General features: G+C 60.4%; 24 protein-coding genes and 3 pseudogenes. 4 read left to right on the plus strand and 23 right to left on the minus strand.

Features of this window, described 5'->3' with window-relative positions:
- Window positions 1-701 (minus strand): annotated as a pseudogene (locus HEQ16_01440) (IS6 family transposase).
- 438 nt (window positions 702-1139) lie between these two features.
- Entirely contained in the window at window positions 1140-1805 is a 666-nt protein-coding gene (locus HEQ16_01445; protein ID MCO4052728.1) for a helix-turn-helix transcriptional regulator, read from the minus strand.
- Window positions 1806-1903: 98 nt separating this feature from the next.
- On the opposite strand from HEQ16_01445, the gene HEQ16_01450 reads away from it, so the two are divergent.
- Window positions 1904-2155, plus strand: a complete 252-nt coding sequence (locus tag HEQ16_01450) for a helix-turn-helix transcriptional regulator (protein ID MCO4052729.1) — start codon at window positions 1904-1906, stop codon at window positions 2153-2155.
- A gap of 29 nt (window positions 2156-2184) precedes the next feature.
- On the opposite strand, the gene HEQ16_01455 is transcribed toward HEQ16_01450, so the two are convergent.
- Window positions 2185-2769, minus strand: coding sequence for a hypothetical protein (locus HEQ16_01455; protein MCO4052730.1), 585 nt, complete (start codon window positions 2767-2769; stop codon window positions 2185-2187).
- A 313-nt stretch (window positions 2770-3082) separates the two neighbouring features.
- Here HEQ16_01455 and HEQ16_01460 point away from each other — a divergent pair, with 313 nt between their 5' ends.
- The gene (locus HEQ16_01460; GenBank protein MCO4052731.1) at window positions 3083-3406 is read left to right on the plus strand and encodes a hypothetical protein; all 324 of its coding nucleotides are present in this window, start codon (window positions 3083-3085) and stop codon (window positions 3404-3406) included.
- A 60-nt stretch (window positions 3407-3466) separates the two neighbouring features.
- Here HEQ16_01460 and HEQ16_01465 read toward each other — a convergent pair whose 3' ends face one another.
- The 4 genes from HEQ16_01465 to HEQ16_01480 all read right to left on the minus strand — a co-directional run bounded on the left by HEQ16_01465 (window position 3467) and on the right by HEQ16_01480 (window position 5821).
- Window positions 3467-3916, minus strand: coding sequence for a hypothetical protein (locus HEQ16_01465; GenBank protein MCO4052732.1), 450 nt, complete (start codon window positions 3914-3916; stop codon window positions 3467-3469).
- Window positions 3917-3972: 56 nt separating this feature from the next.
- On the minus strand, window positions 3973-4482 hold the full coding sequence (locus tag HEQ16_01470; GenBank protein ID MCO4052733.1) for a transglycosylase SLT domain-containing protein: 510 nt from the start codon (window positions 4480-4482) through the stop codon (window positions 3973-3975).
- A gap of 176 nt (window positions 4483-4658) precedes the next feature.
- Entirely contained in the window at window positions 4659-5006 is a 348-nt protein-coding gene (locus HEQ16_01475; protein ID MCO4052734.1) for a hypothetical protein, read from the minus strand.
- Window positions 5007-5224: 218 nt separating this feature from the next.
- Entirely contained in the window at window positions 5225-5821 is a 597-nt protein-coding gene (locus tag HEQ16_01480) for a hypothetical protein (protein MCO4052735.1), read from the minus strand.
- A 28-nt stretch (window positions 5822-5849) separates the two neighbouring features.
- Here HEQ16_01480 and HEQ16_01485 point away from each other — a divergent pair, with 28 nt between their 5' ends.
- Together HEQ16_01485 and HEQ16_01490 are read left to right on the plus strand one after the other, a co-directional pair.
- Window positions 5850-6971 (plus strand): acyltransferase, encoded by a 1122-nt coding sequence (locus tag HEQ16_01485; GenBank protein ID MCO4052736.1) that lies wholly within the window; start codon window positions 5850-5852, stop codon window positions 6969-6971.
- A complete protein-coding gene (locus tag HEQ16_01490; protein ID MCO4052737.1) occupies window positions 6968-7192 on the plus strand; it encodes a hypothetical protein in 225 nt (74 codons plus the stop codon). The genes HEQ16_01485 and HEQ16_01490 overlap by 4 nt, the downstream gene beginning before the upstream one ends.
- Here HEQ16_01490 and HEQ16_01495 read toward each other — a convergent pair.
- The 16 genes and pseudogenes from HEQ16_01495 to HEQ16_01570 form a co-directional block, all read right to left on the minus strand.
- Complete coding sequence (locus HEQ16_01495) at window positions 7189-7803, minus strand: hypothetical protein (protein MCO4052738.1); 615 nt, start codon at window positions 7801-7803, stop codon at window positions 7189-7191. The two genes, HEQ16_01490 and HEQ16_01495, sit on opposite strands and share 4 nt — an antisense overlap.
- Before the next feature lie 102 nt (window positions 7804-7905).
- Window positions 7906-8088 (minus strand): hypothetical protein, encoded by a 183-nt coding sequence (locus tag HEQ16_01500; GenBank protein MCO4052739.1) that lies wholly within the window; start codon window positions 8086-8088, stop codon window positions 7906-7908.
- 60 nt (window positions 8089-8148) lie between these two features.
- Complete coding sequence (locus HEQ16_01505) at window positions 8149-8313, minus strand: hypothetical protein (protein MCO4052740.1); 165 nt, start codon at window positions 8311-8313, stop codon at window positions 8149-8151.
- Between the two features lie 114 nt (window positions 8314-8427).
- Entirely contained in the window at window positions 8428-9699 is a 1272-nt protein-coding gene (locus HEQ16_01510) for a DUF1173 domain-containing protein (protein ID MCO4052741.1), read from the minus strand.
- 407 nt (window positions 9700-10106) lie between these two features.
- Complete coding sequence (locus tag HEQ16_01515; GenBank protein ID MCO4052742.1) at window positions 10107-10931, minus strand: IS5 family transposase; 825 nt, start codon at window positions 10929-10931, stop codon at window positions 10107-10109.
- A 162-nt stretch (window positions 10932-11093) separates the two neighbouring features.
- Entirely contained in the window at window positions 11094-11630 is a 537-nt protein-coding gene (locus tag HEQ16_01520; GenBank protein ID MCO4052743.1) for a hypothetical protein, read from the minus strand.
- A 61-nt stretch (window positions 11631-11691) separates the two neighbouring features.
- A complete protein-coding gene (locus HEQ16_01525; protein MCO4052744.1) occupies window positions 11692-12129 on the minus strand; it encodes a hypothetical protein in 438 nt (145 codons plus the stop codon).
- A 47-nt stretch (window positions 12130-12176) separates the two neighbouring features.
- The gene (locus HEQ16_01530; GenBank protein ID MCO4052745.1) at window positions 12177-12503 is read right to left on the minus strand and encodes a hypothetical protein; all 327 of its coding nucleotides are present in this window, start codon (window positions 12501-12503) and stop codon (window positions 12177-12179) included.
- A 77-nt stretch (window positions 12504-12580) separates the two neighbouring features.
- Window positions 12581-12916 carry a hypothetical protein gene (locus HEQ16_01535; protein MCO4052746.1) on the minus strand — a complete coding sequence of 112 codons (336 nt, stop codon included), beginning with the start codon at window positions 12914-12916 and terminating at the stop codon, window positions 12581-12583.
- A 230-nt stretch (window positions 12917-13146) separates the two neighbouring features.
- Window positions 13147-16251, minus strand: coding sequence for an autotransporter domain-containing protein (locus HEQ16_01540; GenBank protein MCO4052747.1), 3105 nt, complete (start codon window positions 16249-16251; stop codon window positions 13147-13149).
- An 851-nt stretch (window positions 16252-17102) separates the two neighbouring features.
- A complete protein-coding gene (locus HEQ16_01545) occupies window positions 17103-18041 on the minus strand; it encodes a hypothetical protein (GenBank protein MCO4052748.1) in 939 nt (312 codons plus the stop codon).
- A 42-nt stretch (window positions 18042-18083) separates the two neighbouring features.
- Window positions 18084-18908 carry an IS5 family transposase gene (locus tag HEQ16_01550; GenBank protein ID MCO4052749.1) on the minus strand — a complete coding sequence of 275 codons (825 nt, stop codon included), beginning with the start codon at window positions 18906-18908 and terminating at the stop codon, window positions 18084-18086.
- An 83-nt stretch (window positions 18909-18991) separates the two neighbouring features.
- Window positions 18992-20755, minus strand: a pseudogene (locus HEQ16_01555) (IS66 family transposase).
- Between the two features lie 251 nt (window positions 20756-21006).
- Window positions 21007-21369 carry an IS66 family insertion sequence element accessory protein TnpB gene (gene tnpB / locus HEQ16_01560; GenBank protein MCO4052750.1) on the minus strand — a complete coding sequence of 121 codons (363 nt, stop codon included), beginning with the start codon at window positions 21367-21369 and terminating at the stop codon, window positions 21007-21009.
- Complete coding sequence (locus HEQ16_01565) at window positions 21366-21779, minus strand: transposase (GenBank protein MCO4052751.1); 414 nt, start codon at window positions 21777-21779, stop codon at window positions 21366-21368. The genes tnpB and HEQ16_01565 overlap by 4 nt, the downstream gene beginning before the upstream one ends.
- A 103-nt stretch (window positions 21780-21882) precedes the next feature.
- A pseudogene (locus HEQ16_01570) lies at window positions 21883-22398 on the minus strand (IS5 family transposase).
- Window positions 22399-22475: the final 77 nt, after the last annotated feature.

The following is a 22475-nucleotide window of genomic DNA, read 5'->3' on the forward strand; positions in this document are numbered from 1 at the left end:
TCAAGCAGCGATGGCGACAGAATTCCACTGAGCGAGGGCATGGAGCCGGTGGAGGTGGATGCCGGGAGCGGAGCGGCTCGCGCGGGGCGGGACGAAGAGATTGCGGACAGCGGAAAAGACGGAGACGAAACGCTGCAGGGCTCCCGCCGATCGAAAATGCTGCAGGATCCGTTCCCGCTTTCGAAAAGGGACGTGACTGTTCCCGGCCCGGTTGTTCAAGCCCTTGTGCGAACGGTGCTCCACGCCGGGCATGACCTGCTTCTTTGCCGCGCCGCAGGAGCCGAGCTTGTCGGTGATCATGCGCCTGGGCTTCAGGCCCTGCTTCTGCAACAGGCGGGTGAGAAGCCGCCTGGCGGCCTTGGTATTGCGGCGGGCCTGGACGATTTCGTCGAGCACATAGCCATCCTGATCGACCGCCCGCCACAGCCAGTGCTTCCTGCCGGCGATCGTTATCACGACCTCGTCGAGATGCCAGATATCGTCCGAACGGGCCGGCTTTCGCCGAAGCGCTTCGCATAGTCAGGGCCGAACGTCCTCGCCCAGCGCCGGATCGTTTCGTAGGAGACGACGATGCCCCGCTCGAGCAGCATCTCCTCGACCAACCGCAGGCTCAACGGAAAGCGGAAATACAGCCATACAGCACGGGCGATGATCTCGGGCGGGAAGCGGTGGCGCTTGTAGCTGACGGACTTGGCAATCATGCCGCCCCGTAACCCGAACCGGTTTCAGGTCGAGTTACTGTGACAACACCGCTCGGAGATGCTCTCCTCCCCACGAAGGCCTTCCAGCACGATCCGGATCTTGTCCTCAGCCGACCAGTGCCGCCGCGTGGCGCGCCGGATGTCCTTGATCGCCTCTTCCGCCGAACTGGCGGGCGTCGTCTACTTCTGTCTCATCGTCGCTCCTTGGCGTGACGATGGACCAGAAAACCTCCATTGCCGAGATCACCCGATCTGTCTCAGTGGTGCTGACAGGGTACAACCTCGAAGCGGCGAACCTCGGCTGGCGGCTCAAGTCTATGGTCAAGTCTGGACACAAAACGACGCTCCAATCGGATCATCACAGTGCCCGCTCAAACCGCGTCAAAGAAAGGTGTCCTCGGAACGCCGCGTACGAACATGTGCCGTCGTCATCAAAGATTATCTCTGAAAGAACAGCTCTTTGGGTACACCCAAACACTGACTGGCGCGGTCGAGCATAACCGCGTCTATCCGCTGGGAGCCTCGTTCCATGGCAGCTACCAATGCGGTGGTGACAGCAAGTCGTTCTGCGAGCTCAGCCGTTGACCAACCAAGTTGAACACGCCGTTGCTGGACGCGCCCGCCAATGTGCCTGTCGATGAGATTGGGACGACAAGCGAATTCATCCGCGAGCGCATCGTTTTCACCGGCCAGCAAAGCTGGCAGCATCCGGTCGAGAATCCGCGTGATCGTCGCCGCCTCGTCGTTGATAGCATCGAGAACGCGGCGGCATAGAATGGCGAGTGCATCATCAGGCTCAACAGTGGATTGTTCGCTTCCCGAGAGCAGCCCTTCGAACATCATGATTGCCCCTTCATAGCCGAGGGCTATCACGTAGGCACAGGCAAGATGGTCGATCTCTTTTTCGGAATACGTCGTTTGCTCGTTGACTCGGTCGAACTTCATACTCAGCCCCCAGCTGAACACGTTATCGCCGGTTTGAATGACCAAACGCCTTTTAATCTTATTACACTCATAAATCTTGTAGATATGCTCTTGGTCATTCTTACAAAGCGACAAGCCGTGCTGTGTATACAGAATTTTATTAATAGATTGCAGTATCATGTCTGTTCAATATGCCGGCGTCGTGTTTTGTACTTCGGGATGACGATTACCTATTATAATAGGTCGATCAGTCGAGCGTTTGGGCTGTCTGTCGGAGGATGGGGCTCAAGCAGACGGTCGCGACGAATGTGAGGATGTTGCGGCGTGATCGGAGCCTCACGCAGGAACAGCTGTCTGCGCTAGCCGGGATTGACCGCAACTACACCGGCATGATCGAGCGTGAAGAGTGCTCACCGACGGTCGATATCATTGAAAAGTTGGCGAAAGCGCTGGGAGTCGATCCGATTGCCTTGCTCATGACGAGAACCCCAGAAGGTCCGCGCGAGACTGACACCTCGCACACTGTGTAGCGGTTGGACCTCAAGGAGGCGCCAAACATTCAGCGCACATTGAACCAGATACGGGCCATGTTGCCGTCTGAATTGCGGAAGTCAAAGAAGTACGGCCGTTCATTTCGCGGGCGCTGGATGTACTCGAGACAGCCGTGACCAGAACCGCCTGAATTGCCGTTGTCACCCCCACCACCGGAGCACTGTATCACCCCGCTTGATGTGGTGGCTTGAGGTTGCTGACCGTTTGGTGGCGAGGGGAGGGGGCGTGCGCATAGATCGCCGTTGCCTTCAGCATTCAGATTGGTCACGCCGTTGTCGCCGCCATCAATGTTGCTCGAGGCTAATTGCCAGCCAGCGGGGCAGGGCTGATAGGGCTCGTATCCGGGCGCCCCGGTTCTGGCCGCAGTGCAGACCGGCCACCGGAATCGGATGCTGCGCATCATGCTGTAAAGCTGGTTCATCACTGGCACGCAGTAGGCGATCGAGGGCCAGGACGGATTGCTGGCGGCAGCGCACAGCAGCACCTTGCAGCCGAACTCCGCATCCTGGGCTTTCGCTGTCTCAAGCGACCCCATGCTCATGGCAGCGCCAACGACCAACCTGAGAACACACCTGCTCATGATGGTCTCCATCAAAACGGCTCGCCGCAGTTTATCCACCAGCGATCGTCTATTGGTATATCATAATGAACTTTGTCGCAATGGTACGCTGTGCTGTTGAACGGACACAGATTGCCGCTGAATTTCATATCAATCGTCACAACGATATTTGAAAGCGCAGTGTATTACGTGTTTTCAATGACTTAACGGTACAGCGCTTCCTGCGCCAAACGGTGAAAATTCATCGACACTGCATAAAGTTGGTCATTATAATGGCTGAGAATTTCAGGCTGGAATCATTGACATGAACATGGCGGAACTCCTCGGGCGGGACGGGGAGCGATTTATGCACTTATGGCTCATGATCAGGCTGCATCAGATATCGAAGCGGCACGAGACCTTTGACGCCTTCATCCAGAGCGCAGGAATTTCGAAGGGCACGCTGTGGAAGCTGATGCGGGGAGAGGGCAACCCGACCATCAGCCTGTTGCAGCGCATCGCCGACAGCCAGCAGATGAGCTTCATCGAGTTGCTCGGGCTTGATCCGGAGAACGTGAAGAAGGATCTGGAGAAGATCGGCATCGATGCCGAGCAGCTGGCCTCATTCTCGAAGGGTGACAAGCGCAACCGCAAGACCCTGGCGAAGATGCTCGAGAAGAGCGGCGGTTGAGCTGCGGGGGGGCTACGAACAGCCCCCCCGGTTCCAATCGGACTTTGGGGTTATCTGCCTCTAGCGGCGCCATAGACTGACCGCACCCTGCTGCTCCAGAAAGCGGGCCTGGGTCTCGATATCCTGTTCTTCACGGGCGTCGCGCGCGGCATTGATAGCCAATTGCGATCTGACACCAGCCTCGTCATCGACGAACGCCTGGTGCGCCATCTCGGCGGTTGAAGGTGAGCGCACTGTGTTGAGTTCCACAGCGCGACTGTTCGAATTCCGCCGCCAGACCCGAGCAATGACGAGCGGCGGCAAATACAGGAGCGTCAACAGCCCCAGCAGCACCACGGTCAACCGCAGCTGCATGTCTACATCGAACGCGAACCCAACCAGGATGATGGTCGGCACGATGAGGATGAGCCAACGCATCAAGGCGAGATAGGCGAGGGCGGCCGTCATCAGGAGAGCGATGCCCGTGATGACGATTGCGATGCCTTGGGTCACATCTGCGGCTGTCATCATGGATGAGCCTCCTTCGGGCCGTCGTTGCTGGTGTTCATCACCATCATCACTGCCGCTCACACCTGGCCCACGCCCACCATGACATCGGTGGGGGCAGGGGCAGGGGGAGTTGCTGCGAATGGCGTTCTGCCGGTGGGGAAATCTCCCGGCCCCATGATGCACTGGGCCTGACCATCGCAGCCAGTCGGGGCAGCTTGACCAGCTTGGTTGAGCCCAGCGAGGCGACGCCTGACGTCATTCGTCCAGTTCTGCCGTTGGGTCTCGGTGCTGCCATTGTAGCGGTCTGCCAGGCAGCGGATGTTCTGATTGCCCCCGCAACTCCGAATGGCATCACGCAGAGTGAGCATGCCACCATTGATGTTGTCGGAGAGGATGCCGCGATCCATACCGTAGCCGCGACCCGTCGCCTGGGTCAGCTGCATCGGACCCTGAACTCCGGTGAATGACCCCGCGCAGGCGGACATAGCGCCTTCGTGGGCAGAAACTGCAAGCGCCAGTCGCGGATCAACGCCATAGCGGTTGGCGGAATCAACGATCATGCCGGCAATGTTGGGGGTTCGCGCCATGATGGCGTCGGTAGAGCCGTAGGCCGGAAGCCCGAACCCGTTTGGGCAGAGGTCAGTCAGCCGTGTCCGCTGGCCAAGGTCACACGATTGCGCATCGCTGGTAAAGCTGTTGGCGATTGCTGGAGCGGTCGTAACGCCAGTCCATACACTCAGGGCGAAAGCGACTGCGCAGCTTCTCATCGCTGCACCGGGCAAAAGCGAAAGATTGAGCCGTTGACGGAGAAGGTTCTGCGATCAATCCGCTGGTAGGTCCATCTCTGGTTTTCCCGTGTGCTCGCATCAATGCCCTCGATGCAGGTCACCGCGTAACTGTCGCCCGAGCGGCCAGCTGCCTCCAGCGTGCACTGGACACCCTTGTTTCCGAACCGGCGCCCGTCGAAGCTCAAAATGGCCGGGGAGGGTGCTTCGTTGCAGGGAAAGTCTTTGATGACGTAATCGCCACGCTCGAGATCAAGCGCCTGGGCACTGGCAGGTGGCGGTAAGGCTGCGAGCAGGGCGCAGGTGGCAAGAGCGGCGAAACACATGGCGGCGGTCCTTCCATTGGCTGGTTGGGCAGCCCCGGCCGCAGGCGGACGGGCCGCGGTCAAGGCCGCGCCGTGAGGCGCGCCACCCGGGCAGCCTTGAACCGTAGGCCAGCGCCTGCGGGACGCTGCCAAGCCAACGGAAGGGACCTGCCGGGCATGGTGGTCTGAGAGATGAGCCGCTTGCGCTGTCGTGCATGTTGTCATGGCTGGTCTCCTGGTCAGCTGCCGCGTGGCGGAATGGGGATGGCAAGATCGCAGCCCCTGACGGCCTGCCCGCTGATCACAACGCCCGTGCGGATGGTGCGGGTGGCCATCTCGTAGGTGGCGTAAGACCCAGCATCGCGATCAGAGGTGAAGGCACGTTTGGGATCCCCGAATTCCAGGAAGCAGCCGGTCCCAGCGTCCAGCACACTGCCAATTCCGTTGTCGTAGATCGCAAGCCGCATCGGGCAGCGCTTCACGGTCACGGCCAGCCGCTCAAATCGCTGAACTGTTCTGCAGGCGCTAACGGCGTTGAACACCGAGAGAACAGCCACTCTGGTTGGCGATCTGACAACGAAGCTTGAGGCGACGGCTGGCGCGTTCCCTGCAGCGAAGCGCGTATCGCCGGCGCGTGCATAGTGTTGGTTATTCGTGGCAAGCTTATCGGCCCAGATCTCGGCATGCGAGCGCACCGCCTCATTCGGCAGCCGCAGATCCACATAGATGAGATCGCGCCAGTCTGATGGTGCAGCGGTCTGCGCGAACAGGAGGGTTTGCGCTCCACAAGCGAGCCCAACCACCATGACCGAGAGGGTTGATCGACGGCCTGACATAGGTTCAGCTGTATAGTATAATGAACATATGATGTCGAGCACGCAGAGGGCTTCGGACGGGCAGGGGACGCGTGAACGGCTGGTCAATCTCGACCTCCTGCGCGGCATCGCAGCCCTCATGGTCTGCCTGTCCCACGCGCCGTTCTTTCTCGACCAAACAGGGCACGTGGTCTCCTGGCTGGCGATCCCGGCGCTCGGGGTCGGGGTTGATCTGTTCTTCGCGATTTCGGGCTTTGTGATCGCGCAATCCCTGCACGATCTCCACGAGCGGTCTGGGGCGTATTGGCGCGCGGTGCTGGCCTTCTATCTGCAAAGGCTTGGGCGGATCGCTCCGCTCTTGTGGTTTGTGGTGATCGTCACCGGCATTGTTACGATCGGTTTGCCGCGCTCGTTCTTGCCTTGGGCCGATCTCATGAGTGCGGCGGCGTTCACGGCAAACGTACATTTCGGGCGGTGCTTCGCGGGTGCGGCCGGGTGCGGCAGTGCCACTCTGCTGCACCACACCTGGTCCCTTGCGCTCGAGATGCAGTTCTATCTCGTGGCGCCGCTGCTGTTCCTGATCCCGGTTCGCGTTCTGCGGGCCCTTGCGATCATAATCCTGTTCGTCAGCCTGTTCGTGCAGCGTCCCTGGCAGGCAAGCTTGGGTTGGGCGTTTCGGATCGAGGCCCTGCTGCTCGGGTTCTGGATCGGGCGGGAATGGAGCTCGCGCTTCGCATGGCGCTGGCCACGAATTGTCCCCGCCTTGAGCGTCATCGAGCTGGTGGGGCTTCTGACGGTGATGGCGCTTTTGCCGCGTATCATGACGGGACCGCTGAGCGGCGTGGCCATCGTCAGCGTCGCCATATTCGCCAGCTGGATCACGGTGCGGAGCGGCTTGTCGCCTGTGCTGCTCGCCAACCGATTTGCAGCACGGATCGGACAGCGCCTCGGGGCGTGGTCCTATGCCATCTATCTGATCCACCCGCCGATCATGATTGCCATCGGCTTGAGTGGCCTTGTGCAGCAGTTCGGTTTTGGCGGTGCACGGGCCGTCTCGATGGTCGTTTTGCTCGTGGTGGCGTGGTGGCTTACCCGGACCATCGGCGACCCAGCCTATCGTGCCGCCCGGCGGTTCACAGATCGGTACATCCTGAGAGAGCGAGCACCATGACCGGTGAGCCACCGACCAACGCCGAGGCCTTCACGATTCTCCTGCCCGAGGGGATGGATTGCGACGCGGCCGTCAAGGCGCTGGCTGAGCGCTACATCGGCGTGGCCAAGGGTGACCCTGTGCTGGCGCTTCTGCTGGCCTGCCAGGACATCATCACGCTTCGCACCTCAGCCAGCCATGGCATGATGCAAGGCCGCAAGCTTAGTATCGACAGCGCTTAAGTCCGATCCCCGAAAGGGTTCCAGGATCGCGCCGGAGACGGTTCGCGGTTGAGCCATGGCACCGGGGCGGTGGGCGGAGCCGGATCCTGCATGCGCCACATCTTCTGATGGTAGTAGAAGTTGATCGGCACGCGCCACAGACGCGTGCCAGCCTCGTCGAGGAATTCAGTGGCGCAGAGGACGACGGGACCCCGGTACCGCACCATGCGCCCGGTCTGGCCGTCGAGCGCGCCCGGCCTGCAGGCGAAGAGCCGAACGGAGGCGGCAAGGTAGGTTGGCCCCGTGAAGGTTGCGGTCAGATCAGGGCCTTTTCCCGCCTTCGGAAATAGGACCTGTGGCCACTGCGAGCGCAGGAAGGCGTTCTGGGCCTGCGGCTGCGTCGGGTAGGCGAAGCGTTCGGTCAACACAGGCGCGAAGGTCGAGCGATCGGGCGCGTATGCGAGGCGTCCCGATCGAAGCTGGTCCGGTGTATGGAGAGCGTCGCGGGCAGGGATGACAATGGGCGTCACCAATGATGTCGAGGCATCGGGCGGCACGGCGCAACCGGCGATCAGGACGCCAGCAGGCAGGACCAGGCAGATGGCTCGGGCAATGCTGGAAAAGTTCAACATAATGAACAGATAGATCATCTCTGGCCAGAAGAGAAGTCCCCCGTCCGTGACAGCGAGCTGTCATTGCGGCGGCGTTTGTGATGTTTGTCGATGACGGAACGCCTAGGGCATTTCGAAGGTCGAGCCCCAGAGGCCGCGATAATTGCGCTTCGCTTCGGCTTCCGTCGCCCCGTAGACGTCGATCAAGGGTCCACTTTCCGCTCCATCGACCACCGCAGCGCCGATGCGCAGCAATTCCTGCCCCATATCGGAGACCTCATGGCTGGCGCAGCGCGCATGACGCATGCCGTCCTTTTCCACGATAACGTTGCAGGCGACCCATTTGTTGAGCGTTGCCGTCACCAGCTAGGCCAAAGGAACGACGCCGCACGGCCAGCGCTGCGCTCCAAGCTCGGCGAACTGTCCAGCCTCGCAGGTCTCGATCCCGTAGAGCCGGTAGGTTTCACCACCTGCCGTATCCCGGAAGCTGCGGCCATCCAGCACCGAGACACGCATGGGCGTCCGCTGCACGGTCTCGCGGGGGACATGAACCGACGGAGTGGATGGAGAGGAAGTCTGGCGCCCGGCACGGCAGGACGCTCGTGATCATGGTGCTAATGACAGCAGCAATGGCGATCGGCTGCATCATGGCGCAGTCCGCTCCAGACGATCCGCAGGGGGAGGGCGGGTCTGCAATCCCCTTGGCGGCAAGGCTGGCCGTCCCTCGGACATGTCGCAGCGCCAGACCGGAATGCCTTTATCTTCGAGCGCCTTCATCGCCAGAGCTTGCGTATCAGTTGGCTGCTCATCGATCAGGAAGACGGCCGTGCCGCTGTCGCCGGTATCAGTCAGAAGAAGCGACGCCACGGGTTGATCCTGCCCGTAATCGAGGCACTTCAGATACGACCTGTCCTGTTCATCGCAGGCGGCAAGCAGCCGATACTCCGCCATCGACCCGAACGGAATCCAATGTGATGTCGCGGCGGTCATCGCGATGGCGGCGATCGACAAGGCGTCACCTTCTCCGACAGTGACGACCGCGCAAGCGATGACATGCCCTGCGCCACGCGGTCCGGTCATCAGACCCGTGATGCGTTCGAGCGCATCGAGAAACGGTTTCTGGACGTCAGGTTTCAGGGCGAAGCGGCGCTGGGGCAGATGCTTGAAGGTGAGCTGGCAGTCACCAGCCCTCCCAGCATGGGCCTCTCCCGCGTCGATATCCTTCAACTCGGCGAACAGCAGGATCGACCGCTTCTCGATCCCTGCCTTGCGCTCGATGGCTCGCCAGTCACGAAACAGCTCGTCCCTATGTTCCGGACTGAAGATGCGCGGCGCGAAGCTGAAGGCGGCAAGATCGCGATAGCGCGAGGTCGCCTGAGCCCGCATCGTCTCGAGAATGCGGCCACGCATGACGTTCCAGCTGCGCTTGCCATGCAGCCCCTTGTGCATCTTGTTGAGTTCGGCCGTCTCCAGTACATGGTGGAGGAAGCCGAGCAGCGACAGGCGCTCGTAGCTCTTGCGCGGCTGCGGTTTATCACCCGGCTTGACGATCTCATCGGTCGAAGTGGCCTTCTCCTTGTGTGACAGTGGAAAAGCCAGGCGCAACCTGTGGTGGGCCCCGTCATCGTCGGTGCGGATCGCGCCACCGAGATGATCGGAACGGCCCGACAGGGCCTCGGGCGCCTCATAGTGTTTGCAGGCGGGCGCATGCTGATGGCCCCGTCCTGGCATTCGGCGCAGCACATACGCGTCCTGGCCGTCCGATTTGCGGTGCTCGATCACCATGGGCGGTTTCGCGGTGAACGGCCGGCACAGGCAGTGCGGACGTGCGCCAGCACCATGGGCCGCCTTCAGCGCGGCGGCCAGCTCGGGGTCGCCTTCAGCATAGGCACGGTTGTCGATCTCATACTCGGCCATGACCTGAGTATGGTTTATTTGTTCATTTTAGTGAACTCAAAAAGCGACGCAGCAAATGGCCGTCCGGAACTGAACGGGGATCGGCACATACGGTGTCCGGCTTTCGGCGTCACGGCCGTGCGGAACCGTGATGAACCGATCTTTGTGCGACGGTCAGAACCGTGAGCATGGAGGCCCTTGCTTGATATCCTGGCGCTAGCTTGGCTCGGGTGAACCTGCCTTTCGACTGCCGTTTCAGCGAAATCTGCTTTGGGGCGCATAGCCGTCAACCTTGGGGCCGTAGGCGGACCGACTGCTTTCAGAGATACACGGCGACAAGCTGACCTTAGTCCCGAGATCGGCAGTGGGTAGTGTCTCGACTTGACCCTTGTCGGGTATTCAGGAGCTCTTAGAGTCCGTTTGGAAAGTCAGGGATGAGCGTTTCTTCGGATAAGAAGGCCGCCCATGGCGACGTGGATCATGGCGGTTGAGACGTCGATGCGTTTTTCATAGTCGCGGACGAGGCGGCGCCAGCGCATCATCCATCCGAAGGTCCGCTCGACGACCCAGCGCCGGGGCAGAACATGGAAGCCCTTCTGCTGCTCGGAGCGCCGGATGATCTCGATGACGAAGTTGAGATAGGCGGCCTTGTCCATCAAGGTCAGGCGGTCGTAGGCGGCGTCGGCGAAGAGATGCTTCACCCAGGGCCAGCGCTTGCGGATGGCATCGAGGATGGCTTGCGCACCGGCGCTGTCGGAGATGTCGGCGGTCGTCAGATTGACCATCAAGAGCCGTCCGTCGGTATCGACCGCGATATGTCGCTTGCGGCCGCGTATCTTCTTGTTGGCGTCGTAACCCCTTGTTTTGGCTTGCGGAGCCTTGACCGACTGGCTGTCGATCACCGCCGCCGTGGGGCTTGCCTCGCGACCAACCCGCTCCCGGTCGAGCATCAGCTCGACATCGTGGATGGTCTGGAACAGGAAGCGCCGCGCCAGTTCGCGGAACCAGCCGTAAACCGTTCGCCAATGGCCGAAATGATGAGGCAGCATCCGCCAGCCGCAGCCCGAGCGCACCAGATAGCGCACGGCGTTGATCACCTCGCGGAAGTCCGTCTCCCGAGGCCGTCCCGTCCGTCCGGGTTTGGGCATCAAGGGCGCGATCCGGGCCCACTCCTCGTCCGTCAGGTCGCAGGGATAGCGCTTCGTCTTCTTGGCGATCTTGGCCATCCGGCCCCGGTTCTCATGTGTCCACATCCGTAATGTGAATCACATTCGCCAGCCCACCGAAACACCAATCGCCGACTTTCCAAACAGTCTCTTACGACCTCCCGAAAGCAAAGGTTGGGAGCAATGTAGAATCACTGACAGTAACGGGAGACGCTTGCGATGGACGAACAACAATTGGTCATTCATCATTCATGCGCGGCATTTTACGTCGGCCTTTGTAACGATTGTTCGATTGGTGCTATCTCCGACCTTCGGCTGTTTGACTGTTTCAGAAACAGAGCATGAGCGCATCGTCGCCGGCACAGCTTTCTGGAGAGCGAGTCCGCCTTCGTAGTGGCAGGTGACTGCCGCGGCATAGTCCGGTGCTTTCTCACCCTTTCGCCAGAAGGTGTAGATGAGCGCTTGTCCGGGTTTCGCTGTGTCCTGATTGTCTGCCATATCTGCAGACGTGCTCTCGCCAGGATTTGCAACCGCAGCAATGTGGGCGCTTATCAGCCGAATGACGGTGTTGGGCAGGAACGATGGAACAAATCCGGTGAGATCGTCTTCAGGATCCCCAAAACTGCGCTGTGCAATTTTTTGGTAAGTGACTGTCAAGCTCGCTGGGCAGCTCGCTGAAAATTCTGGAGTTGGCGTACGGCGGCTCTGTGCTGCAACCTGCGAAACCGACAAAGCAACGAGTGCTGCTGTGACCGACAGCGTGGTGAAGTAGCCGCTGCGACGCATGGAGTTTGTCCTCAGATGATGGAAAGGTTGGTATCACACCGTAGCCGCACTGCGGATTGCTCTAGCGACAGGTGAATTTCGCGTTTTGCAGGCCCCAATGGGCAGCTCCGGGTTCTGACGACCTGACAAACGCAGCGGTGCAGGCCCTGACCTTGCCAACTGGCCGGGAAAGAACAACACCGCCCTCATAGAGACAGGCCACAGAAACGTCCTTCTGGCCATCCGACGTCCAGTGCATCTGTCGTGCCCCATGCGGAGCGCCATCGACGCGGTTCTCGGCTGAAACGGCACCGACGTACAGCGAAACGCCGTTGAGCCATGCCTGCGATTGGCCTTCGTTGCCGATGTGCTGCCTGAAGCCTGCGACCGATGATGGATCGGAGATGGTGACAGCGGTCGTGGTCATCCGAATGGGACAGGTCACGGACACCTGTGCCATCGCGGCGGTGTTCGCCAGTATGACGGCAGCCAGGGCTGTCAAGGAGATCCGGAGCTTCATATCCATTGTCAATGGCTCTAACTGTTGTCTGCTGGGCAGCCGGGGCATCAAGGCAAGGAACCGGCCAGTTCCGGCTTGCCTGTTCGTCGGCTCACAATGCAGAAGTCCTGCTTACGGGTGGTCTTGGCGTTCTCGACCACTTGGCTATCAAGTCTCACGAGGATGTATGATGCTGTGTACTCGGACGAGCCAGACGATTTCACAGCTTGCGCCAGCACATTTTCTTTTCGGTAAGCGTTGATGCAGGCCAATTCGGCCTTCCTGATCGCCATTTCAAGCTTGGCCCACGCGTCACCGCTTGAAGCGCTCGCCTGGGTCAAGCCAAACAACGCCACAGACATGTGTGATGCTGTCCGCCACAAGAACACGGTCATGTTCGGCCTCGTCTCGCAGACTGGATGATTGGGTCTTTATCCTGCCCGAGCACTCCGGCAGAGCTTCGCCGTTCGGGTCAGTCCCAGCTGAAGCCTTCATCCTTCATGTAAATGTTGGTCGGGTTGTTCCGGCACCAGTCCATCGTGAAATCCTGGGCCCCGAAGTCGACCCAGCTGACGCGGAATGGCACCCGGCAGTCGCCCTGCTGCGAGTTCCAAACCAGCGGCACATTGCGGCCCGGCTGAATGCGAGAGGTGAGCCAGTTCCTGCTCCATCGCCCGTCCTGGTATGTATAGAAGCCGTTTATCACCCATCCATTTGCACGATTATGCAGATAGAAATTATAATTCTGCGCAGATACTGAATTTACTAGGCAGAAAAATGCAACAGCCGTCAATATTGTCTTGACCATCATAAATGTCCTTATGGATGACATGAATTGATTTGTGAATTGCTGACTGAACGTAGAATTCACCTCGCATGGCTGTCAATAAGAAGCGAAATCGCATCGCCGTCCATTTTTAGACCGTTTATCGGCGGATGCTTGCTCGGCCGGCGAACAGCCGCTTCGCCATCAGCTTTTCGGAGAGACCGGGGCCTCCATGTCGCAGGCCGTGATGCGCCAGGCAACCGAAACGGATGCTACCAGGTCCACCGCGCCCCGCCCTCGAGCCTGTGGGCGACATGCCGTGTCCGATACTCGCCGGAATAGCCTGCAGACAGTCGAAAGTTCGCGTTGAGTTCGGCCGTCAGCTTCACGTTCGCGAGAAGTGCGTCGCGCCCCTCGGTCGCCACGGGAAGAACAAGTGCCTCGTCAACCAGCGTTGTCCGATAACGCGAGGTCTGGTCACTCAGGCTTCGGCCCCATGCGAGGCTGATCTCCGGCGCATATGTCACCTTGTTGTCTGCGATCAGGGTTGCTCCAAATGCGACGCCAACACGGCTTTGAAGCATGGCGAAACGTTGCGACGGAAAGCTCAAACCCAGCGCGCCAGCGCCAGTTTCGACGAACCCGGAACGGTTCAGGTTGCTGTATGAGAGGCCCGCGAAAGGCTTGATCCAGGCAGCTGTGCCAGAACCAGCCTGCAGGCGATAGCCGACTTCAAAATTGGCGATGAGCCCTGTGCCACTGCCGGACGATGATGCTGTGGTATCGACGCCACCGAAGCCGATAGTGCGCCTTGTTCTGAAATCGGAATGAGCCAGGCCAATGACGGCATCTGCCTCGAGGCTTCCATTGGAATACGCGGCGTACAGCGCGCCGAGATAACTCGTGGTTTCACCGGCCAAGGCGAGGCCTTTGGTGTGGCTGCGCGCAAAGCTGGTCGCAACGCCAAGGGTGAAACTGGATGTGATGGCAACATCGGAGCCGACGATCACGCCGCCTCCCGATGAACGGCTTCCCGGGGACGTGCTGTCGCCGCCGGAATGCGATGCATGGCCGAAAACCTTGCCCCAGATCGATACCTGCGGTCCAGCCAACGTCAACGGCGATACGGGCGCATTCAAAGCCGCATAGCTGCTTGTGGCCTGCCCGGCGGAGAACGACACGCCACCTGTGTTGGAAAGGGCCATGACCGGCAGGCTGGTTGCCGAACCTGCCGTGCCTGAGCGCAGAGCGGCTATCCGGTCACCAACAAGGCCGGTGAACTGCTGATGGGCCGAAAAGGCGCTGCGCAGGACATGCGCATGGCCTGATCCGGACAGCTCTTGAAGGGCCGGCGCGATCTCGGCAGGACCCAGGCCTTCAAGCCGATCAAAAATCTCTGCTGCGGGACCGGCGATCGCGCCGGTCACGGGGTCCTGCATGCGGTCCAATGCCGTCCCTACCGCAGATTGTCTGTGGCTGAGCGTAACGCCATGTGCCGTCAGGTTGCCGAACGACGCCGGATTGACCGCGAGCGTCACCGACGTCGGATGATAGATCAGCGCGAGGCGCGCATGGGTGGGAAGGCCGCTTTCACCATTCTCGTCCACCTCGGTTTCGATGCGCTCGAAGCGGCCGACAACGCGCGCGCCGTCTTCCGCCAGGACTGTCCGGAAACGATCACCGATCCGTGTGGTGAAGGTGTTGTCTGCGCCCTCGTCCTGCCCGCGGAAGCTGGCGGAGAAGCTGCCACCGGCACGGAAAGTGTTGCCGTTGCCGAAGAGAACCAGCCGACTGTAGCTGCCGGGACCGCCTGCATCTGACAGGCCATCGATGTCCACCTGGAATTGACCTCCCCTGTTCATGGTCACGCTGCCTTCGACATAAAGGTCAGCGGGACCTGAGCCAGGTTTGAGCGCGCCATCGACAACGATGTTGCCAGCCACAAGGCCATCGCCAAGCAACCGGGCATCTGTGCCGACGGAAGTGATGGGTGCTTTCAGTGTGCCATCCACCACCAGGTCACCAGTTGAAACGCGCACGCCCCCTCTGAACTCCGCCACGCCGCCAATCACAAGGTCGCCGTCATTCTCCCCAGAGTTGCCGCTGCGCGCGCCCTGCACCTGCAGCTCCCGGTCGGTGCTGATGGGAGCTGCCCAGGTCTGCGTCTGGCCGGGCTGGATGTTCTGAACGAAGGTGTCCGGGATCGCATCGATCCGTGGAGCAGCGGCGAGCGCACGATCAAGACGGACGAATCCATGCCCGTAAATCCGGTCGACACCACGCGCGCCAAGGTCATCTGCGGTGGCAAACATCAAGCGGACGATGTCACGGGCGGAGTAGTTTGGATACGCCTCCATGAGAACCGCAATCACGCCGGAGACATGCGGCGCTGCCATCGATGTGCCACTCAGGAAGGCATAGCCGAGGTTGCCATCTGGGCCGACATAGATGGTGTCGCCGCTCGCATTGCTTGGAAAGCCGCGAGACACTGTGGAGAAAATTCCGGCGGTGTTGTTGTTTTGTATACCTCCGCCGGGCGCAGATATGCACCATGCGGCAGCGACGCCACAACGATTGGCGTCGGACGATATGACGAAATTGTTGTCAACATTTGTGACGGCGACAATGAAGCCTGGCAGCCTGTTCAGGATCGAGAAGTCATAGTTCCGCCCACCGTCATCGTAGGCGCCGTGCCTGGCGTTGGCAGGCCTGATGAACGGAAAAAGCGGGATGCCCGTTGGGTTCTGCGCCTGAAGGGGCGCTGCCTCGAAATCATTGCCGGTCGCGTAAACCAGCACTTGGCCATTCGCCACCGCCTGACGGACAGCTGCGAATTCGTTGCCGATGGAAGGTGGCGTGAACCAGGTCCGCTCGCCTTGCCTGGCTTGAGGTCCATAGCTCCCGTTGATGATGCGCACATCCGACTGGCTGGCGGCGTAAGCCACTGCCTGGATTGTGCTTCCCTCGGCGGCGCCAACGCCGCCCCAGCCACGCAGGGCAATGATGTTGGCAGCAGGAGCAATTCCCGTCATGCCAACGCCGTTCAGGTTGGCTGCGATCGTGCCGGCGACATGTGTGCCGTGCGAGCCCCTGTCGTCACCGATGTCGAGATCGTGAGTCCCGTTTGCCCGTATCTTGCGGCTACGAATGTCGAGCCGACCTTGTAGCTCCGGATGGACATAGCTGAAACCCTCAGCCGAGTTCAATCGATTGGCGAAGGTTGCATCGATGCCGCTGTCGATCACAGCGACCGTCACGCCACGACCGCGCCAACCTGTCGCGCCGTTTCCTGGTGCGTTCAGCGCGACGGCTTGGCCTACCGCAGCATTGCCCCAGTTCGAGCCGAACTCACGACGGGCAGCGTCCCCATATGTCAACCCGAGTTCTTCCCGTTGGGTAGCCCAGAAGTACGTGTCTGTTGGTCCAAGTGGTGCTGGACGTTGTGGGACATAGTTCCATGTGTCGAAAACTGCCGCAGACCTGCTCTTCGGCGCGATGTTATCGGGAGGCCGGGCGCTGACTGAGCCCGTTGTTGATGACCCGGACCCACGCGCATCATGTGGAAACGAACCTGCGTTTCGGTTGGCAACAAGCGCACCGATCTCGGCCGCTCGTGCAATTTCAGAACGGGAACCGGGCATCAGGGTCGCCGCGTAGGATACGATCCTGTCTCGCTCATGCGGGGCAGTCTGGCTACGCAATGCGGTTTCTGCCAAAAGTGCATGGCGTCCGCGCGCCGATGACGCCAACATCGCCATGAACGTGTCGGACGTCGTGTGCTTGACAGCGGATCTCTGCCGTTTGTCATGCGGCTTTGCCGCCGAGACATCACCAGAACGGGGGGCACTGCTTCTTGCGGCGGCTTCGGCGTCACTCTGCGCCCCAAGGCCGATGCAGAGTGCCAACGCGAAACAACTGACACTTGCCTTGATGGAATCAAGCCTTGATACGTATAGCGTCATTGAAACGAACCATATTGATGCTGACTAATTTAACCACTGAACCGATCGGTAGTAAATTTATAAAATACAGTACGACTGTTATCATTTATATTTATGATAATATTTTAGAATATTTGAATTGCAATATTTGTTTGTCAAATGTCGTCAAAAATCTGGGTAGTATTTTGTAGCCGTCAACTTATTCCCATGCTTCTATCATCGTCTGGCAAGATTGTGTGGTCCATTTTTGGACATATTCAACCCGCCGCTGCAGGGTCCGTCAGCACTCACACCTCGAGCTTCGCGCGTCCCCGCAGAGCCCAAAGCCGGTAATTGCCAAGCTCCGAAGCCATGCAGGCAAGAAACGCTGCGACGAGATGGTTTGACAGCATGATTGCCGAGCCGTTCTTTGGCGGGGCAGCGAGCAGGCCGTCCGCATATGCGGATTCCAGCAAGCGCCTCAGATGGGACCTTGAAACGCCAAATCGCGCACCGAAACTGCTGAGGTTGATCGACAATGGAACAATCTCACGACTGCTTCCCATACGGAGAGTTTCGGCAACACAGGTCAACAGAAACATCCAGCCGCCATCTCTGGAAACAAAATGCGCGACCTCCGGGAACGGATCGAGGAGTTTCCATCCTGCGAGAAGAGTTTCAGCGCCATGGCGTCGCATCTCCCAACCGAAGCGCGGAAACTGATCATGCGAACGTGCCAATGCATCATCCGGCAACACGGCATCGATGATCTCGAAAATGAGATGGTTCCAGCCTTCGACGACCGCAACAAACTTCTCGGAAGGTTCAAGGCGCGCCACTCTGCCGTCGCCGTTGGCCCTGGAACGGTGCAGGTATCCGCCAATCCCCATGATGCCCAGAATGGCCAGAACGCGGCCGCGGCTGGCGCATTGCTGTTGTTCACACACGCGTTGCAGATTTGCCAGCGTCAATCCGCTGCGCGGATCGTTGGGATCACGAATATCGTGCAAGTAAAGCGTGTACACCAGCATTTCGAAGCGCCATGCTTCTGTGACAATTTTGTTGAGGATCACGTTATCCGCAAAGTAATTTGGCATTACTGCGGCATACTTGAACAGCGCATTCAGAAAATCGGGATGATTGCGCAGAAATAGAATGCGCTGCCATTCATCTGATGTTGTTCGTTGCGACAAGACGGAATCAAAACAATCAATGCGAAACGCAGTTTTATTCGGTAATTCATTCATGCGAACAACGAAGCTCGAGTTTCTAAGAGTCCGTTTGGAAAGTCAGGGATGAGCGTTTCTTCGGATAAGAAGGCCGCCCATGGCGACGTGGATCATGGCGGTTGAGACGTCGATGCGTTTTTCATAGTCGCGGACGAGGCGGCGCCAGCGCATCATCCATCCGAAGGTCCGCTCGACGACCCAGCGCCGGGGCAGAACATGGAAGCCCTTCTGCTGCTCGGAGCGCCGGATGATCTCGATGACGAAGTTGAGATAGGCGGCCTTGTCCATCAAGGTCAGGCGGTCGTAGGCGGCGTCGGCGAAGAGATGCTTCACCCAGGGCCAGCGCTTGCGGATGGCATCGAGGATGGCTTGCGCACCGGCGCTGTCGGAGATGTCGGCGGTCGTCAGATTGACCATCAAGAGCCGTCCGTCGGTATCGACCGCGATATGTCGCTTGCGGCCGCGTATCTTCTTGTTGGCGTCGTAACCCCTTGTTTTGGCTTGCGGAGCCTTGACCGACTGGCTGTCGATCACCGCCGCCGTGGGGCTTGCCTCGCGACCAACCCGCTCCCGGTCGAGCATCAGCTCGACATCGTGGATGGTCTGGAACAGGAAGCGCCGCGCCAGTTCGCGGAACCAGCCGTAAACCGTTCGCCAATGGCCGAAATGATGAGGCAGCATCCGCCAGCCGCAGCCCGAGCGCACCAGATAGCGCACGGCGTTGATCACCTCGCGGAAGTCCGTCTCCCGAGGCCGTCCCGTCCGTCCGGGTTTGGGCATCAAGGGCGCGATCCGGGCCCACTCCTCGTCCGTCAGGTCGCAGGGATAGCGCTTCGTCTTCTTGGCGATCTTGGCCATCCGGCCCCGGTTCTCATGTGTCCACATCCGTAATGTGAATCACATTCGCCAGCCCACCGAAACACCAATCGCCGACTTTCCAAACAGTCTCTAAGAGTCCGTTTGGAAAGTCAGGGATGAGCGTTTCTTCGGATAAGAAGGCCGCCCATGGCGACGTGGATCATGGCGGTTGAGACGTCGATGCGTTTTTCATAGTCGCGGACGAGGCGGCGCCAGCGCATCATCCATCCGAAGGTCCGCTCGACGACCCAGCGCCGGGGCAGAACATGGAAGCCCTTCTGCTGCTCGGAGCGCCGGATGATCTCGATGACGAAGTTGAGATAGGCGGCCTTGTCCATCAAGGTCAGGCGGTCGTAGGCGGCGTCGGCGAAGAGATGCTTCACCCAGGGCCAGCGCTTGCGGATGGCATCGAGGATGGCTTGCGCACCGTAAGCGTCCTCTGACGGCTACGGCATAAGGTTCCACGGCAACAGGTCGGCGATTTTGTTGATGGGGTGATCGGCGATCCTGGTGATGACTGCTCGCAGATATCCCGCTGGGTCTCGCCCGTTGAGCTTTGCGGTTTCGGTGAGCGTGTAGATGGCGGCGGCGCGCTCGCCGCCTGCGTCGGACCCTGCGAACAACCAGTTCTTGGCGCCGAGCTTGAGAGGCCTGATGGCGCGTTCTGCGGCGTTGTTGGAGATATCGAGGGTGCCGTCGTCGAGATAGCGGGTGAGTGCTGCCCAGCGCGATCGGGCATAGCGAATGGCCTTGGCCAGGTCGCTCTTGCCGGAGATCTGGGCGAGGGAATGGTCGAGGAAGCTGGCGAGTTCGGTCATGACGGGCAGCGCCAGATCCTGACGAGCCTTGCGCCGATCCTCGGGCTGCTGGCCGTGAATGAGGCGCTCAACCTCGAACAGCTTGCCAATGCGGGTCATCGCCTCCAGTGCCAGGGGCGAGCCTGTCCCGGCGTGAACGTCGTGGAAGTTGCGCCTGACGTGCGCCCAGCAGGCAACCTCGGTTGCGGCGGCTGAACGCGTGGCACTCGTCGCATAGAGTTCGTTGAATCCGGCATAGGCATCCGCCTGCAGGAATCCTGCAAAGGCCTTGAGGTGCTCGCGCGGTCGCTCTCCCTTGCGGTCGGGCGTGTAGCGATACAGCGCGGCGGGCGGGTCTTGACCGCCACGGGGTCGCTCATCGCGCAGATACACCCAGAGCCGCCCTGTCTTCGTGCGCCCGAGGCCCGGCGCCAGCACTGGCACGGGCGTGTCGTCGGCATGCAGCCGCTCAGCCCGCATCACATGGGCACCGACCGCCTCGACCAGTGGCGCGACAAGCTCTGCGGCCTTGGCAACCCAGCCGGCCATCACCGAGCGCTCGATCTCGACGCCCTCGCGGGCAAAGATCTCTGCCTGGCGATAAAGCGGGAGATGATCACAGTATTTGCCAACCAGAACCTGGGCGATCAGGCCCGGTCCGGCCATGCCGCGCTCGATCGGCATGCTCGGCATCGGAGCTTGCGCCATGCTCTCGCAGGTGCGGCACGAGAAGGCGGGACGCACATGGCGGATAACCTCGAAGCGGCCCGGCACATACTCCAGGACTTCACGGACATCCTCATCCACCTTGCGCCACTTGCCTGCCGTTCCGCAGGATGGACAAGCACAGGCAGGGTCGTTCACGATGGCAGGCGTGTGTACGATCTCGATGCGCGGCAGATGCTCAGGCAAAGGGCGGCGCGTGGCCTTCGGCTTGGCTGTTGCTGCATCAGCGGCAGGAGCTATCTCGTCGATGGCTGCATTGTTCGCCGCCTCGACCATCTCCAGTTCCTCGAGCCGCAGTTCCAGTTGCTCGATCTCATGGGAGAGCTTCTCCGAGGAGCGGCCAAATTGCATGCGCCTGAGCCGCGCGATCTGGATCTTGAGCTTCTCGATCTCCAGGCTCTTGACAAGAAGACCGGCCTTGGCGGCGGCAGCTTCGGCCTGCGCCGTCTTCAGCGCTGCAGCCTGCGCAGCGACGAGCGCGCGAAGCCGCGCCACCTCGTCACTATCTTGTCCCGCTGCTTCGATCATGAGGTGAAGATACCAGGGCAGATGGGGTCAAGCTATTGAATCAATGTCGATCTTGACCTTTTGCGCGAAGCACTTCACCCCGCACGTCGTGGCTGATCCGTGCGTAACGGCGAGCGCCAGTCGATGCCTTCGAGCAGCATCGACAGCTGTGCGGGCGTCAGTACAACCTCGCCATCCTGCGTCACTGCCCAGACGAAGCGGCCACGCTCCAGCCGCTTGGCGAACAGGCAAAGCCCCGTGCCGTCCCACATCAGAATCTTCACCAGATCAGCGCGCTTGCCCCGGAAAATGAACAGGTGGCCGCGGAACGGATCCTTCTTCAAAAGATCCTGCACCACCATCGACAGCCCGTCGAAGCCCTTCCTCATATCCACAGGTGCCAGCGCCATGTAGATGCGCGCGCCCGCCAAAGGCGAGGTCAGGGTTTGTGGCGTCATCGGTCGAGCGCTGCGACAAGAGCCGAAAGCCGCTCAGGCGCGATACCCTCATCCGCCTTCAGCACCCGGCCGTTGCTCAAGCTGACCTCCACCGTGCAGTCGGCACGCGGAGCCATCTTGCGCGGGGGCTTTGGTGAAGGCTTCTGTCCCGGCTGCGCTTCGGCTGCGATGACAACAGGCGCGAAGACCGGAGCCTCCAGCGAGGCCAGCGGCGTCACGCCCGGCATCAGCCCCGCCTTCGCCTGCTTGCGCCAGTAAAACAGCAGGCTCCGGCTCACCCCATGCCGATCCGCAACCGCCGCCACAGAAGCGCCCGGCTGCATCGTCGCCTCCAGAAGCCGCACCTTCTCCTCGACGCTCCAGCGACGACGGCGCTCAACCTGGCTGATAATCTCCGTCCGGGTGTCCATAGCCGTCCTTGCGCATAGGCTTAAGGACGACAACAACCGTCCAGACCATGCTCATACGATGCCGGACCCGCCCCCGCGCAAGGCAGCCATGGCAGAACGCTTACTGCGCACCGGCGCTGTCGGAGATGTCGGCGGTCGTCAGATTGACCATCAAGAGCCGTCCGTCGGTATCGACCGCGATATGTCGCTTGCGGCCGCGTATCTTCTTGTTGGCGTCGTAACCCCTTGTTTTGGCTTGCGGAGCCTTGACCGACTGGCTGTCGATCACCGCCGCCGTGGGGCTTGCCTCGCGACCAACCCGCTCCCGGTCGAGCATCAGCTCGACATCGTGGATGGTCTGGAACAGGAAGCGCCGCGCCAGTTCGCGGAACCAGCCGTAAACCGTTCGCCAATGGCCGAAATGATGAGGCAGCATCCGCCAGCCGCAGCCCGAGCGCACCAGATAGCGCACGGCGTTGATCACCTCGCGGAAGTCCGTCTCCCGAGGCCGTCCCGTCCGTCCGGGTTTGGGCATCAAGGGCGCGATCCGGGCCCACTCCTCGTCCGTCAGGTCGCAGGGATAGCGCTTCGTCTTCTTGGCGATCTTGGCCATCCGGCCCCGGTTCTCATGTGTCCACATCCGTAATGTGAATCACATTCGCCAGCCCACCGAAACACCAATCGCCGACTTTCCAAACAGTCTCTAAAGCACACGAA

Source organism: Bosea sp. (in: a-proteobacteria), assembly GCA_023910605.1.
In the GTDB taxonomy this organism is placed as follows: domain Bacteria; phylum Pseudomonadota; class Alphaproteobacteria; order Rhizobiales; family Beijerinckiaceae; genus Allobosea.

What these genes read in the sequence shown, in the direction of transcription:
- HEQ16_01460 (MCO4052731.1), top strand. Translation starts at nt 3,083, where the DNA reads ATGCACTTATGGCTCATGATCAGGCTGCATCAGATATCGAAGCGGCAC.
- HEQ16_01445 (MCO4052728.1), bottom strand. Translation starts at nt 1,805, where the DNA reads ATGATACTGCAATCTATTAATAAAATTCTGTATACACAGCACGGCTTG.
- HEQ16_01520 (MCO4052743.1), bottom strand. Translation starts at nt 11,630, where the DNA reads ATGCGTCGCAGCGGCTACTTCACCACGCTGTCGGTCACAGCAGCACTC.
- HEQ16_01470 (MCO4052733.1), bottom strand. Translation starts at nt 4,482, where the DNA reads ATGGCGCGAACCCCCAACATTGCCGGCATGATCGTTGATTCCGCCAAC.
- HEQ16_01455 (MCO4052730.1), bottom strand. Translation starts at nt 2,769, where the DNA reads ATGGAGACCATCATGAGCAGGTGTGTTCTCAGGTTGGTCGTTGGCGCT.
- HEQ16_01530 (MCO4052745.1), bottom strand. Translation starts at nt 12,503, where the DNA reads ATGACCGTGTTCTTGTGGCGGACAGCATCACACATGTCTGTGGCGTTG.
- HEQ16_01485 (MCO4052736.1), top strand. Translation starts at nt 5,850, where the DNA reads ATGATGTCGAGCACGCAGAGGGCTTCGGACGGGCAGGGGACGCGTGAA.
- HEQ16_01515 (MCO4052742.1), bottom strand. Translation starts at nt 10,931, where the DNA reads ATGTGGACACATGAGAACCGGGGCCGGATGGCCAAGATCGCCAAGAAG.
- HEQ16_01490 (MCO4052737.1), top strand. Translation starts at nt 6,968, where the DNA reads ATGACCGGTGAGCCACCGACCAACGCCGAGGCCTTCACGATTCTCCTG.
- HEQ16_01475 (MCO4052734.1), bottom strand. Translation starts at nt 5,006, where the DNA reads ATGTGTTTCGCCGCTCTTGCCACCTGCGCCCTGCTCGCAGCCTTACCG.
- HEQ16_01550 (MCO4052749.1), bottom strand. Translation starts at nt 18,908, where the DNA reads ATGTGGACACATGAGAACCGGGGCCGGATGGCCAAGATCGCCAAGAAG.
- HEQ16_01565 (MCO4052751.1), bottom strand. Translation starts at nt 21,779, where the DNA reads ATGGACACCCGGACGGAGATTATCAGCCAGGTTGAGCGCCGTCGTCGC.
- HEQ16_01525 (MCO4052744.1), bottom strand. Translation starts at nt 12,129, where the DNA reads ATGAAGCTCCGGATCTCCTTGACAGCCCTGGCTGCCGTCATACTGGCG.
- HEQ16_01465 (MCO4052732.1), bottom strand. Translation starts at nt 3,916, where the DNA reads ATGATGACAGCCGCAGATGTGACCCAAGGCATCGCAATCGTCATCACG.
- tnpB (MCO4052750.1), bottom strand. Translation starts at nt 21,369, where the DNA reads ATGACGCCACAAACCCTGACCTCGCCTTTGGCGGGCGCGCGCATCTAC.
- HEQ16_01535 (MCO4052746.1), bottom strand. Translation starts at nt 12,916, where the DNA reads ATGGTCAAGACAATATTGACGGCTGTTGCATTTTTCTGCCTAGTAAAT.
- HEQ16_01450 (MCO4052729.1), top strand. Translation starts at nt 1,904, where the DNA reads ATGGGGCTCAAGCAGACGGTCGCGACGAATGTGAGGATGTTGCGGCGT.
- HEQ16_01545 (MCO4052748.1), bottom strand. Translation starts at nt 18,041, where the DNA reads ATGAATGAATTACCGAATAAAACTGCGTTTCGCATTGATTGTTTTGAT.
- HEQ16_01495 (MCO4052738.1), bottom strand. Translation starts at nt 7,803, where the DNA reads ATGTTGAACTTTTCCAGCATTGCCCGAGCCATCTGCCTGGTCCTGCCT.
- HEQ16_01510 (MCO4052741.1), bottom strand. Translation starts at nt 9,699, where the DNA reads ATGGCCGAGTATGAGATCGACAACCGTGCCTATGCTGAAGGCGACCCC.
- HEQ16_01480 (MCO4052735.1), bottom strand. Translation starts at nt 5,821, where the DNA reads ATGTCAGGCCGTCGATCAACCCTCTCGGTCATGGTGGTTGGGCTCGCT.
- HEQ16_01500 (MCO4052739.1), bottom strand. Translation starts at nt 8,088, where the DNA reads ATGCGTCATGCGCGCTGCGCCAGCCATGAGGTCTCCGATATGGGGCAG.